The sequence below is a fragment of the Ruegeria sp. CDSB114 genome (assembly GCF_059611025.1).
The window spans coordinates 1-14578 of record NZ_JBXWOT010000007.1 but is presented as its reverse complement, the minus strand read 5'-3'; the positions used below and the strand labels follow the sequence as shown (position 1 = coordinate 14578).

Genomic DNA, 14578 nt, shown 5'->3' with positions numbered 1-14578 from the left:
CCTCAGGTCAGGGTTTTGAACATAAAGGTAGTTGGTTCCAGCTGATCATTTTCCGGGTTGCGGCAGTAGTTCGGAATTTCTCCGGCAATTTCAAACCCAAGGCTTTGATAGAGGAGGAGCGACGGGTCCGTGCTGCGCGTGTCCAGCACCAAAAGGGACCGCCCCAGTTCGCGTGCCCGCGCCTCAACCGCCGCCATAAGCGCCCGCCCAATGCCCCGCCGTCGCGCGCGGGGATGAACAAGCAGCTTGGACACGTCGGCGCGATGCGCTTGGTTGGGCATCGCGGCAGGCACCAGCTGTGCGGTGCCGACAATTCGTTCGCCATCACGATAGACGAATATCTCGGCTGCGCCGGTCTGGATGTTTGGCCAGACATGGGACTGCCAATAGCGCAGCGCGTCGCCCGACGGAAATGGCTGAATGAACCCGATACTCGCCCCGTCATGCACGCAGGCGTGCAGTATCTCTGTCAGATCGTTCATGGCTTGGTTCAGATCATTGGCCGCCAGTCGTAAGATCATATCAGCACCATCAAATACCGCGCACCGCGGTCGGCGTGGGTTTCGAAACGTGTCGGGCCAGACAGGTGATAGCGCAGGCAATCCCCGCTCGTCAGATGATGCGCGGTTCCATCCACGGTCAGGGTCAGGCCACCGTCCAGCATGATCAGGTGATGCTCCTGCCCGTGTTTTGGCGGCGTGTCATAGGTGATCACAACGCCTGGGGGCAGATGGCCTTCCATGACCTCTCCGCCAAGACCCGCGGCCGGAGGGGAGACGGATCGCCGGGTAAAGCCGGTTTCGGGGTCGCGCCATTCGGGTTGATTTTCGAAGGGAACGCGGGGGGCGAAACTGTCCTCGACCATCATCAATAGACGCGACATCGGCAGCCCATAGGCCGCACATAACCGGCCCAGAGTTTCTGCGGTTGGGCTGACATCCCCCTTTTCCAAGCGCGACAGAGTGGCCCGGCTGACACCGCTGTGTTCCGCCAACTGATCCAGCGACCATCCCCGCGTTTGGCGAAGTTGATTCAGGTGGTTTGCAAGGCGGTCTGATAGGGTATCAGGCATAGCTCGTATATGGGAATCATTTTCATATATGAGATTATTGACCGGAAAACATAACTTCACAATAGAAAAGGGCGCAGAAAACTACGCCCTTCTGCTCGATGGAATGAAAGATTACTTCCAGCCGGCCTCGTTAAAGATTTTCTGTGCCTCGGGGATGTTCTTGGCAACCTCGGACAGGTTGATCTCGTCGGCTTTGTACTCACCCAGGGCGGCAACGTTATCCGCAAGGGCGACGCCTTCGACCGCCGGGAATTCGTCATTGCCGTTCGAGAAATAAACCTGCGCCTGATCGCTGGCGAGGTATTCCAGGAACTTGATCGCGTTGTCCTTGTTCGGGGCATTTGCGGCAACGCCAGCACCGGACAAGTTCATATGTGCGCCTTCGGCTTCTTGCGCCGGGAACTGGACGCCGATCATGTCAATCTCAGCGCTCAGGCCTTTGACGTCTTTACGCATTGCACGGGCAAAGTAGTAGGAGTTCGAAACGGCGATCTCGCATTCACCCGAAACAATGCCGCGCAGCTGGTCAGTGTCACCGCCCTGTGGTTCACGCGCCATGTTCGCGACCATGCCTTCGGCCCAGGTCTTGGCGGTTTCCGCGCCGTGGTTTGTGATGATCGAGGCCAGCAGGGTCTGGTTATAGGTGTTGCTGGACGACCGGATGCAGACCAAACCTTTGTATTCGGGCTTGGCCAGATCCAGATAAGACGCGGGCGGGTTGGTAACATCGGCCTTGTCAAAGAAGATGATCCGCGCGCGCTGCGAAAAGCCATACCACTGGTTGTCTTCGTCCTGCAGGTTGGCGGGAATACGTTCTTCCAGAACCGCGCTTTCGACCGGCTGCAGGATACCCGCGTTCTTGGCACGCGCCAGACGCGAGGTATCAACGGTCAGCAAAATATCTGCGGGTGAGTTCGCGCCCTCGGCCTCCATCCGAGCAATCAGCTCGTCCGCTTTGCCTTCGATGCGGTTGATGGTGATACCGGTGGCCTCTTCGAAATCGGAATAGAGGCGTTCGTCAGTGTCGTAGTGGCGCGAAGAATAAAGGTTCAGTTCGCCCTCGGCAGCGGCAGAGGTCGCGATCAGGGCCGTCAGGGCGGCGGCAACGCAGGTAGAGGATTTCAGCATCATGTGTCCCAACATTGAAAATCGGCGCGGGTAATAACCCGACTGAAATGGTCAATTAAACGATTCTCAGGGGGATGCAAGAAATTCCGACAAAATTAGTTGGTCAAATCACTGCCAACATGTCGCTGGCTCCGACCAAGTGGTGCAGCACAGCGGGGCCTTAGGGTCGGCAAAGCCCATCCTGGCTACGCCGTCATGGCTGGCCTAGTCGTGTTGATTTAAAAACTGAAAGATCGAGAGATGCTGCTTAGCGCTTTCTCTGTCTTTTTTCAGGTTCAGTTGGAGACGGGTCCGGGACAGGTGCGGGGGCCGGCTCAGGGTCTGGATCGTCGGTCAACACCGGTTCTTTTTTCAGCATGACCTGTGTGACAGCTTCCATGTATTTCTGCAGCAGGACCGGCGGATCGGCCGGGGCCAGTTTGATGGTCAGCCTGCTTGCGCCTTCTTGGCTGTACGCATAGCGCGAGGAATAGCTGGCATTGACTTGCGCTGCGACAGGGCCCCAACCACCTTTGACCGAAGCGCTGCCCGCTTTTTCGGTTTGCTTGGTCATTGAGATCGCCATTTTGACCTCAATTTCGGCTTCTTGCACCGCGTAGAATGCGGGTAGAAAGCCCATGGAAACCAAACTGAATTCTTTGGGGGGGCCATTTGGGTTGGACAGGTCCGGAAGCTGGATCTTCTGATCGGCCATATATTTGGCGACATCTGTAGAATGTCGATCCAACTCGGTCTGCGACTCGGCAACGGAAAGCGCAAGCTTTTGAACCATTTCCGCAAACGGGACGTTTAGCAGTTCCTGCCCGATACTCATTTCCAATCTCCTCTGTTAATTCAGTCTTTCTCAATAATTTGCGTGGCGGTCCGCCTCCTGACGGAAAAAGTGACCTTGGATGCGTTCTGGCTGATCGCCTGTTTTCGGGCATTCGTCGCGATTTGGGCTTTGGTGCCGTCCTGACCCAACCCAACAACCGCTTCGACTTTGACGTTGTCGATGGTGAAATCACTGCTGCCATCAGACCCGGCGAGGATCTGTTCACCCAGGGCTTGCGAGAATTCCTGCGCGTTGACGACCTGTGTGTCAGGATCGTCCGCTCCCATTGCCGCGCGGCCCTCGGCCATCGGGTTCATCACCGGGTTACCCGCGCCCATCAACATGCCGCCGCTGCCTTCTTCCAGATCGTCGATCCGTTCTTGGAGGTCGTTGATCGTCTCGAGCAGCGCGACTTCGCGCGCCTCCATTGCCGTCATGCGGTTTTCAAGTGACTGAAGCAGTGTGGTGAATGCCTCGGGCATCTCGGTGACGCGGACATCAATAGACGGTCGGGCGGGTGCTTTAACCTTCCTCTTAACGGTCTTCCTCCCCCCCGCGGGTGTTTTAACCTTACTCTTATCTGTCTTCCCACCCTCTGCTGTCACTCTAACCTTCCTCCTAACTGCCATCCGACCCACCTTCGTCTACCGGCCCCGGTGCGAACCGCATCCGCATGGTCGAGGCGCTCTTGGAATCGATTGTATCGGTTTGCGTCAGCTTTGGCCCAAACAGAAAGGCACCAATGACCCCGCGCTTGCCTTCCTCGGTGGAACTGGTCATCTCCATGACAACCTTCAGTTCCACGTCGACATCCTGCATGTGGTAAAAGACTGGCGGAATGCCCATCTCGCGCAGTTCCTGGGGGTAGTTCTTCAGCGCGTTCAACTGATCCAGGCTAAGCTGCTCGGCGGCCTGGGCCACGCTGCTGCCTATGTCGGCTACCATCTCAGTCAGAGTTGTTCCGAATATCTTGTCCAGATCATCGTTGGCCAATCCGACCTCCCGTCATAAAAATCACGGAAAGCGTAGCACGAGATCGCCCTATCACAACGTTGAATCTCAGAACCGAACTTTCTGAGCGAATTCCTGCAGTTCCGTCCGCATTACATCTGGTTGAAATGCCGGACAAAAAAAACCGCACCCGAAGGCGCGGTTCTTTGAATTCAGTATGTGCAGTTCTTAGCCCTGACGAGCTTTGAACCGACGCTGCGTCTTGTTGATCACGTAGACGCGGCCTTTGCGACGCACAACCCGGCAATCACGGTGCCGGTTCTTGAGCGAGCGGAGCGAGTTCTTGACCTTCATGGGTCTGTCTCCAATCTGCGGCGCCTTCATCAAGGACGTGGCCAGCGCCTGGGTTTGCGGGTGCCCCGGAAATCCGAAGCAGTGAGTTCATGGTGGGCGGTACAAGGATCGAACTTGTGACCCCTTCGATGTCAACGAAGTGCTCTACCGCTGAGCTAACCGCCCATGAAACCGTCGCGTGGCCAACCCCATAACGAAATGGGGCGCGGAACCCCGCGCCGGTAGCGGGGTCTATAAAAGGAGTCGCAAAAGGGTTCAAGGGGTTTGGTAGAACTATTTTCCGGTCTATGTTTGGTGCGAACAAGGAGTCGCCATGCAAAACGCTGCTTACCTACTGGATATGCCTGCCAAGCGCACGTCCTGTGTGGTTTTTTCCTCTCCGCATAGCGGTCGAAACTATCCAAATGGGCTGATGAAGCGGTCGGTTCTCAGCCAAGATGTGATTCGTTCTTCCGAGGATGCTTTTGTGGATCAGTTATTTTCATCAGCGGCGGACCATGGTGCGCCACTGATTTCGGCGATGATGCCACGCGCCTATGTCGATCTGAACCGCAGCGCAGAAGAGCTGGATCCAGCCCTTATTCAGGGCGCGCGCCGCCAAGGCCATAACCCGCGGGTAGCGTCCGGGCTGGGGGTGATTCCGCGTGTGGTCGCCAATGGTCGAGAAATCTATCGCGGTAAGCTGACCATGGATGAGGCGCGTCTGCGAATCGATACCTGTTGGCGTCCCTATCATGCCCGGATCAAATCGTTGCTGGCAGAATCGCATCAGGAATTCGGGCAGGCGATTCTGATCGACTGTCATTCGATGCCGCACGAAGCCGTGGCCCTTGCGTCCACAGTCAATTCCAGACGTCCCGAGATCGTGCTGGGGGATCGGTTCGGTGCCTCTGCAGCGCCAGAGGTCGTCGAACAGATAGAGGCCGCTTTCGTCTCGGCGGGTCTGAGCGTGGCCCGAAATACGCCGTTTGCCGGGGCCTATGTGACCCAGACCTATGGACGCCCCAGCCGCCACCAGCATGCTGTACAGATCGAGATCGACAGATCCCTGTATATGGATGAAAGCAGGATCGAGCCGAATGACAATTTCGCTGCCTTCAAAGAGACCCTGGGCGAAATCATCATGGATATTGCGCGGATCGGGCCTGAGCCGCTGCAGCTTGCAGCCGAATAACCTCAGCGCAGGGCACGTCCTTTGACGATGGCATCCGTCCCAAAGCGGCGGCGAATCTCATCCGTTGCGCGTTCGGCCTGCGATCTGCGCGAGGCATCCGGGTCCAGCAGATCCCCTGAAATATCCGCCTGATCCTCGGGGCACAGATCCGACAGGCCACACCCCAACAGCCGATAGGGGCCCTGATCACCAACCTGATCGAACAGCGCCCGTGCTGTGCGATAGATCCGATCGGCGATCTGCGTGGCATCGCGAAGAGAAACGCGTCGTGTAATGAGTTTGTGATTGGCCCGTTTCAGTTTGAGCGTCACAACCCGCCCGGCCAGCCCCTTGGCCTTGGCCCGATCCGAGACTTTTTCGGCCATCCGCCAAAGGTGCCCATCCAGAATGTCGGCATTGGCCGTATCTTCAAAAAAGGTCGTTTCGTTGCTGATGGACTTCATCGGTTCATGTGCCGAAACCCGGCGCTTGTCCTGACCGCGGGCCAGATGCCACAGCCGGTAGCCCATGGAGCCAAACCGCGCGGTCAGATCCTCTTGGTCCCAGCGCAACAGGTCCGAGAACAAGCGTATGCCTGCGCGGTCCAGCGATTCCTGCGCCGCAGGGCCTATGCCCCAGATCAGGCGCACTGGCTTGTCGTTCAAAAACGCGGATGTCTCTTCCTCGCCGATCACCGAAAATCCGCGCGGCTTGTCCAGATCGGATGCGACCTTGGCCAGAAACTTGTTATGTGACAGCCCGATTGACCCGGTCAGCCCCAACTCGTCCTTCATCCGTTTGACCAATCGTGCAAGCATGACTGCGGGAGGCGCACCGTGCAGACGTTGCGTGCCGGATAGGTCCATGAACGCTTCGTCCAGCGAAAGCGGTTCAACAATCGGCGTCAGCTCGTCCATCATCGACCTGATTTGGCGCGAAGCCTCGGCATAGACCGACATGCGCGGTTTGATCACGACAGCGTCGGGGCATAGTTGCAACGCCTTGAACATCGGCATTGCCGAACGGACGCCGCGAATCCGGGCTACATAACAAGCCGTAGACACAACACCGCGCTTGCCGCCCCCGATAATGACGGGTTTGTCGGCCAGCTCCGGATTGTCCCGTTTTTCGACAGAGGCGTAGAAGGCATCGCAATCCATATGTGCGATGGACAGGTCAAACAATTCAGGATGCGTTTTGATGCGCGGGCTGCCGCAGTCCGGGCAGCGGCGTTCCTTCGTCAGTTCTGTCAGGCAATCTCGGCAGAGGCCGGGCATTTTCTTTTCCCGTCTTCCATGCGGTCCGTAAGGTTCGGTGACTATATCATTCGCATGCCACGGGCAAAACCCGCACAGTGAGGGTAGGAACCAGATCTGCCAAAAGAAGGCCCCCCGCAAAGTGGCGGGGGGAGGTGACGGACCTCAGGAAGAGATGGTCCGCGGGGAGTATCACCTACTTAGATTCTCTCAAAATCGAATTTTTCGATAGAACCCAGTTCACACAGTGGAAACTCGTGTTTTGCATGTGTGTTTTGGGGCACAGGGACGATTTGGCGCGGATCGGGTGAAAAGTGACCTAAGGTCAACTGTTTGCGGGTTGTTCTTGCGAAAATTTAGCCTGATTTAGCCGGATTGCCCTAGTGTCGGGATGAGGAATTTAACTCTGCAAGCACCGCCTCTGCGGCGGCTTTAGGGTCTTGCGCCTGATAGATTGGGCGTCCCACTACGATGTGATCGGCGCCGTCACCGATGGCAGTTGCCGGGGTTGCGACCCGTTTCTGATCACCCAACGCGGCACCTGCGGGCCGAACGCCGGGTGTCACGATCAAGCGATTTTCGGCTTGGGGCAGGGCACGGATCAGCGCGGCCTCTTGCGGGCTGGCGATGACGCCATCGGCACCCGCCTCCAACGCTTTGGCCGCGCGTTCGACAACCAGGTCCTGGACATCGCCCGACTTCAGCAGGCTGGCATCCAGATCATCCCGGTTCAACGAGGTCAGGATGGTTACGGCCAGGATCTTGAGGTCTTTGCCAGACGCACCCTCTTTGGCGGCCTGCACCACGTGCGGGTCACCATGTACGGTCAGGAAATCCAAATCGAACTGTGCCAGACCGCGCACCGCATTTTCCACCGTATTACCGATGTCGAACAGTTTCATGTCCAGAAAGATGCGCTTGCCCTGATCCTGCTTTAACTCGTTCGCCAGGGCTAGCCCGCCCCCTGTCAGCATTCCCAGGCCGATCTTGTAGAATGAGACACTGTCCCCCAGCCGCTCGGCCAAGGCCAGACCGTCCAGGGCGTTGGGGACATCAAGGGCTACAATCAGGCGGTCATCGGACATTGGGGGCTCCTTTTTGGCAAACGTCTGCGTCCTAACGGTTTCGTGCGCTTCTGTCCATGCGCGCCTTGCGTGATTCAGATCACGGCAGAGGTTTCCGACTGTGCTATTATCGCGTTGTGCAACTGGGACGGAATTCGGAATGAGACAGTTTACGAAACCCACTATCGCAATCTGCGCGGGGCTGATGCTGGCCGGGTGTCAGGACATGGCGCTGGAAAAAGAGGCTGCTGATACAGTTCTGAGGTCTCCGACGAACGACAACCTCCGGCTGATTGGCGGTTATCGTTCGATGGATGATGACTGTCAGGTTACGGGGGAATCCGCCTTTACCGTGGATTTTCTGGATGACGCCGCCGATCTGGTTTCCTGCCCGACAGGCAGCGATGCGGCGCAATCGCTTGTCGATATGTACGGTGCGCGTTCTGTGGCGAAAACTGGGGGGTATACAGTTTATTCTGTGCCGCGTCGGTAGGTTGGATTCTGTTGGCAGACCCCTTGAACCGCGCAAGATATTTCCCAGATTGAATGTGAGGCCCAGACCGACGCGCGCTGCCAGGCGGGCGCGTCAAAACCGGGCGCTTAGAGAAGGAGCAAAATATGGACTTGAACAAGTTCACCGAGCGGGCACGAGGTTTCGTGCAGGCAGCGCAAACGATTGCGATGCGCGAGGGGCACCAGAGGTTGACCCCTGAACATATACTCAAAGCCTTGATGGACGATGATCAGGGGCTGGCCAGCAATCTGATCACCCGCGCAGGCGGAGCGCCCAGCCGTGTCGTTAACGCACTGGATGCGTCCATGGCCAAAATTCCCAAGGTCAGCGGCGATGCGGGCCAGGTTTATCTGGATGGTCAGACCGCCAAAGTTCTGGATGAAGCTGAAAAGATCGCCACCAAGGCAGGCGATAGTTTCGTGCCGGTTGAACGTATTCTGATGGCGCTGTGCATGGTGAAATCCAAAGCCAAGGATGCTTTGGAAGATGGCGCGGTGACGGCGCAGAAACTGAACGAAGCCATCAATGACATCCGCAAGGGCCGCACTGCTGACACCGCATCGGCGGAAGATGGTTATGACGCGCTCAAGAAATACGCGCGTGACCTGACCGAAGCGGCTGCTGAGGGCAAGATCGACCCGATCATCGGACGGGATGAGGAAATCCGCCGCTCGATGCAGGTTCTGTCGCGCCGCACCAAGAACAACCCGGTTCTGATCGGGGAACCCGGCGTCGGTAAAACCGCGATTGCCGAAGGTATGGCCCTGCGCATCATCAATGGGGATGTGCCGGAATCGCTAAAGGATAAAAAGTTGCTCGCGCTCGACATGGGTGCGCTGATCGCAGGTGCGAAATACCGTGGTGAGTTCGAAGAACGCCTCAAGGCGGTTTTGACCGAAGTGACCGAAGCCGCCGGTGAAATCATCTTGTTCATTGATGAGATGCACACGCTGGTGGGCGCGGGCAAATCCGACGGCGCGATGGATGCTGCCAACCTGATCAAGCCTGCGCTTGCTCGGGGTGAGCTGCATTGTATCGGTGCAACCACGCTGGATGAGTATCGCAAATACGTGGAAAAAGACGCGGCTTTGGCGCGCCGGTTCCAGCCGGTTGTGGTGCAGGAACCGACTGTCGAGGACACGATCAGCATCCTGCGCGGTATCAAGGAAAAGTACGAGTTGCACCATGGTGTGCGTATCTCGGACTCGGCTTTGGTGTCGGCAGCGACCCTGTCGCATCGCTACATCACTGATCGCTTCCTGCCCGATAAAGCTATCGACCTTGTCGATGAAGCGTCGGCTCGCTTGCGGATGGAAGTGGATAGCAAGCCCGAAGAACTCGATCAGCTGGATCGTCAGATTCTGCAGATGCAGATCGAGGAGCAGGCGCTGAAGCTCGAAGATGATGCGGCATCGAAGGATCGTCTGGAAACCTTGCAAAAGGATCTGGCCGATCTGCAGGAGCAATCCGCCGAGATGACTGCACAGTGGCAAGCCGAACGTGACAAGCTGGCTGGTGCGCGCGATCTGAAGGAACAGCTCGACAAGGCACGGGCCGATCTGGAAATCGCCAAGCGCGAAGGCAACCTCGCCAAGGCGGGTGAGCTGTCCTATGGCGTCATCCCCGAGCTTGAGAAGAAGCTGACCGAAGCCGAAAACGCCGAAAGCAGCCAGATGATGGCCGAGGAAACGGTGCGTCCGGAACAGATCGCTTCGGTGGTCGAACGCTGGACCGGTATCCCGACCTCGAAAATGCTGGAAGGTGAGCGCGAGAAACTGCTGCGGATGGAAGACGATCTGCATTCCCGCGTGATCGGTCAGGATGCGGCGGTCACTGCTGTTTCAAATGCCGTGCGCCGTGCGCGGGCCGGTCTGAATGACGAAGGCCGCCCGCTGGGCTCGTTCCTGTTCCTCGGACCAACCGGCGTGGGGAAAACCGAGCTGACCAAGGCGGTGGCGAACTTCCTGTTCGACGACGACAACGCGATGGTGCGCATCGACATGTCCGAGTTCATGGAGAAACACGCGGTTGCCCGTCTGATAGGTGCCCCTCCGGGCTATGTCGGCTATGACGAAGGCGGTGTGCTGACCGAAGCCGTGCGGCGCAGGCCCTATCAGGTTGTGCTGTTTGACGAGGTCGAAAAGGCGCATCCGGATGTGTTCAACGTGCTGTTGCAGGTACTGGATGATGGTGTGCTGACCGATGGTCAGGGCCGCACCGTGGACTTCAAGCAGACGCTGATCATCCTGACCTCGAACCTCGGCTCTCAGGCGCTCAGCCAGTTGCCCGACGGTGCCGACAGTGCACAGGCACGGCGGGATGTGATGGATGCGGTCCGGGCGCATTTCCGGCCCGAATTCCTGAACCGTCTGGACGAAACGATCATCTTCGACCGTCTGAAACGGGGTGATATGGATGGCATTGTCGATATCCAAATGGCACGCCTGCAAAAACGTCTGGCCGTGCGGAAGATCGAGCTGGTTCTGGACGACGGGGCTAAGGAATGGCTGGCCAACGAGGGCTATGACCCGGTTTTCGGTGCTCGCCCACTGAAACGCGTGATCCAACGCGCCTTGCAGAACCCGCTGGCCGAGGCGCTGCTGGCGGGTGAGATCAAGGATGGCGAGTCTATTCCGGTCACCGCCGGGGCCGAGGGCCTGATCATAGGCGATCGGCTGGGCACGTCTGAGCGACCACGACCGGATGATGCCGTGGTGCATTGAACCTAAACTGATTGTTGAATGGACCCGCTTGACTGGTGGGTCCATTCTTGAATTTACCCGCGTTTTTTTGCGACTAACCCCCGGCTTGTCCGAGAGGGTGGGCCAGATGGGAAAGAATAGACCGTTTCGCAATCAAAACCTGCTTCATCTAGCAGCTCTAAGATCTCCGCGCGCTGAAACGTTTTATGTCGCCATTGCAACCAGATGATGGCGTTACACCAATGTGGCTTTGATACCACCAAAAACAGGCGACCCCCCGGGCGCAGCAGTCTGTGAATGTCTTGCAAGGCTTGGGACGGATCTGCGCAATGTTCAATCACATGGGCCGCAAGAGCTACGCTCACGGGGTCTAGATTGACATTACCTAGCACCCCTTGGGCTAGTTCTGGTTCGACCCCCCGCGCCCGCAGAGCCTTTTGGCCTTGCCTGATCATCCCCGCGCTGGGTTCAAGTAAGGTTATCCTGGCCGGTTTTCCGTGGACCGCTACCCAGGCCTCGGCGAAGGACGCAGTGCCAGCCCCAATATCGACCACATGTGTCACTTCGTCAGCGACAGGCAATCCCGAGGTCAGGAATTCTAGGTAGCCATCATAGTACCCAAGCGCGCGCATCTTGTCCCGCCACCGGGGCGCGGCTGTATCGTAGCGATGCGTGATTTCGGCAATGGGTTTGGGCATCGGTCCGTGCTTTGAAGGTATGCTGTATCACTAGTGCATCGTGGCTTTAGACCAAGGCGAATATCCGTGCCGGACCTCCGGTGCCGCCAGCATGTTTCGGTGCGCCGATGACCAGCGTGGCCCCCGCGGCCGGAACCCGATCCAGGCCCGCAAGGCATTCGATGCCAAACCGGCCCGAGGGCAGCCAGGCATAGTGGGTGGCGAAATCAGCAGACATGCCGTGATCCAGCGACAGGGTATCCACCGCAATCGACCGCGCGCCGGTGTCTTCCAATAACATCTGCGCCGCTTCGACGTGAAACCCGGGATAGTGCTGCGCCTCACCGTCGAAATTGCGGAACCCGTCCGTGGCGGTCTTGCCAGACCAACCGGAATGCATCGCTACGCAAGCGCCGTCGGGGATGTCTCCGTTGGCCGCAATCCACGCCTTCAGATCATCCGGGGTAACGCGGGTGTCGGCGTCTTCGGCCGCGCGGGCGGCGATATTGACGACACAAAGCGGTGCAACCAGATCAGTCACCGATATCTCATCGACCGACATACCATCCGCGGAAAAATGCAGAGGCGCATCTATATGCGTGCCGGTATGTTCGTTGATCGACAGATTGAACAGGTTAAAGCCGTGATCCGCGAAGTTGAACGCCTGTTCGGCGGAAATGCCCGGTTCCCCTCCCCAGGTGGGGAAGTCTGGGCTGAGCGTATGGGTCATGTCCTCGACCCCGCCATGACCTGCGGCCAGCGCTGCTGGTGCAATCGCTCCGGTGGTCGCAGCCGCAACGCTCGTGGCGGCCGCAGCTTTGAAGAAACTCCGCCGCGACAGCATTCGATCTTTGACGGCATTCATAACGCAGATGTCACACATTCTTCTTCTCCCACTGGTGGATTTCAATCGTTGGATGGGTCGTCCATCTTTTCCCTTGTTGGTAATACCTGCGGCCCAGCCTGCATTTTTGAGGCCTGCGTTGTAAAGGTGGTGACCACAGGTGGTGCCGCGACAACAGCCTCACCCCCCTGATACGTTACAAACTGGTCGCTCAATCGTGAGGCCTGTTTCCTTGGCTCTGTGCTATCAGCGGACTACCTCACCTCAGAGGATGTATGAAGACGGAGACTTAGATGGCGCATCGCTGGACCAACACATTGACACATGCCGACGTCACCCCCCGGGCGGCGTTTCTGAACCGGCGCCAGATGATGGCCGGGATGGCGGGTGTCGGATTGGCAGGGCTGGCGCAGGGGGCAGCCGCGCAAGAGGCGCTGGAGCCGAATACCTGGGAAGAGATCACCGGTTATAACAATTATTACGAGTTTGGTACGCGGAAAGAAGATCCTGCAAAATACGCCTATACTCTTGTTACTGAGCCGTGGAGCATCAAGATTGACGGTCTGGTGGACAAGCCCGGCGATTACAATTTCAAGGACATCCTGTCCGAAATGACCGTCGAAGAACGGATATACCGGTTTCGCTGTGTCGAGGCATGGTCGATGGTGATCCCTTGGAACGGGTTTGAACTGGCCGATCTGCTGAACATGGCCGGTGTTCAGGAAGGCGCCAAATACGTGGCCTTTGAAACCGCTTATCGTCCAGATGAAATGCCGGGTGTTCAGTATCCGGTTCTGGACTGGCCGTACCGTGAAGGTCTGCGGCTGGACGAAGCTATGCACCCGCTGACCCTGATGGCCACAGGTATCTATGGCCGGCCGATCCCGAACCAGAACGGTGCCCCATTGCGTCTGGTGGTTCCGTGGAAATACGGGTTCAAATCCATCAAGTCGATCGTTCGCATTACGGTGTCAGATGTTGAGCCGCCGACAAGCTGGAACATGGCCGGTCCGCGCGAATATGGTTTCTATAGTAACGTGAACCCCAATGTGGATCACCCGCGCTGGTCGCAGGCCTCGGAGCGCCAAATCGGCGGTGGGCTGTTTGCCAAGCGCATCCCGACGCTCATGTTCAATGGCTACGAGGACGAGGTCGCCGGGCTTTACGAAGGCATGGATCTGTCCAAGCATTATTGAGAGTATGAGCGCGCTGAACCAGATATTCTGTCGGATCCCTGTTTGGGCCGTCTATTTGCTGGGGGTCCTGCCGACACCTTGGCTGTTCTATCAAGGGCTGACCGGAGGTTTGGGTGCCGACCCGATTGAGGCTCTTGAGCATAAGTACGGCAAACTGGCATTGCAGTTTTTGATTGTTGTTCTGGCTATATCGCCCCTGCGCAGGTTTGTTGGCGTGAACCTGATCAAGTTCAGGCGGGCGCTGGGCGTTTTGACATTTATATATATCAGTCTGCATCTTTTGGTTTGGCTGGTATTGGATGTGCAGGCCCCCGGGCAGATCTGGGCGGACATCCTGAAGCGCCCCTATATAACAGTAGGTATGGCGGCATTTGTTCTGACGCTGCCACTGGCCGTGACGTCGAACAACTTTTCAGTACGGCAGCTTGGCCCTGGCTGGCGCGCGCTTCAGCGTTTGGTCTATCCGGCAGCAGTTCTGGGGGGCGTGCATTATGTAATGCAGGCCAAAGGATTTCAGATCGAACCCTTGATCTATTTGTCCGTGATTTTGGCTTTGCTTGCTTTGCGCCTACCGATCTCGACCCTGATGAGCCGATTCCGGGGTGCGATTCCGCCCGACTCGGCCTGAGTCTCTCGGTAAGCCTGTGCGAAACACAATTTTCCGTACGCATTTTGGCGGTTGGTCGCCGTATTTGGACCTGGTACTATTTGTAAGTATTTGTTTTATTTCATTAAATAATAGTTCTGAAGATTTTCGCGAGTTTCGGGAATTTTCCGCTTGCGGTGTATGTTTGTAATGCTTAGAACCCCCTTCACCGGCGCTGCTGAGGCGCTTGGGACACACTGGAGAGAC

Annotated in this window: 16 protein-coding genes and 1 tRNA gene; 5 read left to right on the top strand and 12 right to left on the bottom strand. The window is 57.4% G+C overall.

The window, feature by feature from the left end; genetic code table 11:
* Positions 1-2: 2 nt before the first annotated feature.
* The 8 genes from AC2FIP_RS15000 to AC2FIP_RS14965 all read right to left on the bottom strand — a co-directional run bounded on the left by AC2FIP_RS15000 (position 3) and on the right by AC2FIP_RS14965 (position 4484).
* Complete coding sequence (locus AC2FIP_RS15000) at positions 3-521, bottom strand: GNAT family N-acetyltransferase (RefSeq protein WP_496787046.1); 519 nt, start codon at positions 519-521, stop codon at positions 3-5.
* On the bottom strand, positions 518-1072 hold the full coding sequence (locus AC2FIP_RS14995; RefSeq protein WP_496787044.1) for a helix-turn-helix domain-containing protein: 555 nt from the start codon (positions 1070-1072) through the stop codon (positions 518-520). Before AC2FIP_RS14995 ends, AC2FIP_RS15000 begins: the two co-directional genes overlap by 4 nt.
* 111 nt (positions 1073-1183) lie before the next feature.
* Positions 1184-2200, bottom strand: coding sequence for an extracellular solute-binding protein (locus AC2FIP_RS14990; protein WP_496787042.1), 1017 nt, complete (start codon positions 2198-2200; stop codon positions 1184-1186).
* 247 nt (positions 2201-2447) lie between these two features.
* Complete coding sequence (locus AC2FIP_RS14985) at positions 2448-3014, bottom strand: hypothetical protein (RefSeq protein WP_282022427.1); 567 nt, start codon at positions 3012-3014, stop codon at positions 2448-2450.
* A 20-nt stretch (positions 3015-3034) separates the two neighbouring features.
* Positions 3035-3619, bottom strand: a complete 585-nt coding sequence (locus AC2FIP_RS14980) for a hypothetical protein (RefSeq protein ID WP_496787040.1) — start codon at positions 3617-3619, stop codon at positions 3035-3037.
* Positions 3620-3632: 13 nt separating this feature from the next.
* A complete protein-coding gene (locus AC2FIP_RS14975) occupies positions 3633-4007 on the bottom strand; it encodes a hypothetical protein (protein ID WP_496787039.1) in 375 nt (124 codons plus the stop codon).
* 186 nt (positions 4008-4193) lie between these two features.
* On the bottom strand, positions 4194-4319 hold the full coding sequence (gene ykgO / locus AC2FIP_RS14970; RefSeq protein WP_008562923.1) for a type B 50S ribosomal protein L36: 126 nt from the start codon (positions 4317-4319) through the stop codon (positions 4194-4196).
* A 90-nt stretch (positions 4320-4409) separates the two neighbouring features.
* Positions 4410-4484: transfer RNA gene (locus AC2FIP_RS14965), tRNA-Val, on the bottom strand.
* 148 nt (positions 4485-4632) lie between these two features.
* Between AC2FIP_RS14965 and AC2FIP_RS14960 the strand changes: the two genes are divergently transcribed.
* Entirely contained in the window at positions 4633-5493 is an 861-nt protein-coding gene (locus tag AC2FIP_RS14960; protein WP_282022428.1) for an N-formylglutamate amidohydrolase, read from the top strand.
* A gap of 2 nt (positions 5494-5495) precedes the next feature.
* Here the strand turns inward: AC2FIP_RS14960 and AC2FIP_RS14955 are convergent, their stop codons facing one another.
* Together AC2FIP_RS14955 and pyrF are read right to left on the bottom strand one after the other, a co-directional pair.
* Positions 5496-6749 carry a DNA polymerase IV gene (locus AC2FIP_RS14955; RefSeq protein ID WP_496693105.1) on the bottom strand — a complete coding sequence of 418 codons (1254 nt, stop codon included), beginning with the start codon at positions 6747-6749 and terminating at the stop codon, positions 5496-5498.
* Positions 6750-7108: 359 nt separating this feature from the next.
* Positions 7109-7813, bottom strand: coding sequence for an orotidine-5'-phosphate decarboxylase (gene pyrF, locus AC2FIP_RS14950; protein WP_496787038.1), 705 nt, complete (start codon positions 7811-7813; stop codon positions 7109-7111).
* Positions 7814-7952: 139 nt separating this feature from the next.
* Between pyrF and AC2FIP_RS14945 the strand changes: the two genes are divergently transcribed.
* Entirely contained in the window at positions 7953-8285 is a 333-nt protein-coding gene (locus AC2FIP_RS14945; protein WP_142639515.1) for a hypothetical protein, read from the top strand.
* 125 nt (positions 8286-8410) lie between these two features.
* On the top strand, positions 8411-11029 hold the full coding sequence (gene clpB / locus AC2FIP_RS14940) for an ATP-dependent chaperone ClpB (protein WP_496787036.1): 2619 nt from the start codon (positions 8411-8413) through the stop codon (positions 11027-11029).
* 53 nt (positions 11030-11082) lie between these two features.
* On the opposite strand, the gene AC2FIP_RS14935 is transcribed toward clpB, so the two are convergent.
* Positions 11083-11706, bottom strand: coding sequence for a class I SAM-dependent methyltransferase (locus tag AC2FIP_RS14935; protein WP_496787035.1), 624 nt, complete (start codon positions 11704-11706; stop codon positions 11083-11085).
* Positions 11707-11752: 46 nt separating this feature from the next.
* Positions 11753-12568, bottom strand: a complete 816-nt coding sequence (locus tag AC2FIP_RS14930; protein WP_496787033.1) for a cyclase family protein — start codon at positions 12566-12568, stop codon at positions 11753-11755.
* Between the two features lie 254 nt (positions 12569-12822).
* On the opposite strand from AC2FIP_RS14930, the gene msrP reads away from it, so the two are divergent.
* Together msrP and msrQ are read left to right on the top strand one after the other, a co-directional pair.
* The gene (msrP, locus tag AC2FIP_RS14925) at positions 12823-13725 is read left to right on the top strand and encodes a protein-methionine-sulfoxide reductase catalytic subunit MsrP (protein WP_282027853.1); all 903 of its coding nucleotides are present in this window, start codon (positions 12823-12825) and stop codon (positions 13723-13725) included.
* 4 nt (positions 13726-13729) lie between these two features.
* A complete protein-coding gene (msrQ, locus tag AC2FIP_RS14920) occupies positions 13730-14353 on the top strand; it encodes a protein-methionine-sulfoxide reductase heme-binding subunit MsrQ (RefSeq protein WP_496787031.1) in 624 nt (207 codons plus the stop codon).
* Positions 14354-14578: the final 225 nt, after the last annotated feature.

Coding starts and splice junctions, on each gene's coding strand:
- AC2FIP_RS15000 (WP_496787046.1), bottom strand. CDS start 521: ATGATCTTACGACTGGCGGCCAATGATCTGAACCAAGCCATGAACGAT.
- AC2FIP_RS14995 (WP_496787044.1), bottom strand. CDS start 1,072: ATGCCTGATACCCTATCAGACCGCCTTGCAAACCACCTGAATCAACTT.
- AC2FIP_RS14990 (WP_496787042.1), bottom strand. CDS start 2,200: ATGCTGAAATCCTCTACCTGCGTTGCCGCCGCCCTGACGGCCCTGATC.
- AC2FIP_RS14985 (WP_282022427.1), bottom strand. CDS start 3,014: ATGAGTATCGGGCAGGAACTGCTAAACGTCCCGTTTGCGGAAATGGTT.
- ykgO (WP_008562923.1), bottom strand. CDS start 4,319: ATGAAGGTCAAGAACTCGCTCCGCTCGCTCAAGAACCGGCACCGTGAT.
- AC2FIP_RS14960 (WP_282022428.1), top strand. CDS start 4,633: ATGCAAAACGCTGCTTACCTACTGGATATGCCTGCCAAGCGCACGTCC.
- AC2FIP_RS14955 (WP_496693105.1), bottom strand. CDS start 6,749: ATGCCCGGCCTCTGCCGAGATTGCCTGACAGAACTGACGAAGGAACGC.
- pyrF (WP_496787038.1), bottom strand. CDS start 7,813: ATGTCCGATGACCGCCTGATTGTAGCCCTTGATGTCCCCAACGCCCTG.
- AC2FIP_RS14945 (WP_142639515.1), top strand. CDS start 7,953: ATGAGACAGTTTACGAAACCCACTATCGCAATCTGCGCGGGGCTGATG.
- clpB (WP_496787036.1), top strand. CDS start 8,411: ATGGACTTGAACAAGTTCACCGAGCGGGCACGAGGTTTCGTGCAGGCA.
- AC2FIP_RS14935 (WP_496787035.1), bottom strand. CDS start 11,706: ATGCCCAAACCCATTGCCGAAATCACGCATCGCTACGATACAGCCGCG.
- AC2FIP_RS14930 (WP_496787033.1), bottom strand. CDS start 12,568: ATGTGTGACATCTGCGTTATGAATGCCGTCAAAGATCGAATGCTGTCG.
- msrP (WP_282027853.1), top strand. CDS start 12,823: ATGGCGCATCGCTGGACCAACACATTGACACATGCCGACGTCACCCCC.
- msrQ (WP_496787031.1), top strand. CDS start 13,730: ATGAGCGCGCTGAACCAGATATTCTGTCGGATCCCTGTTTGGGCCGTC.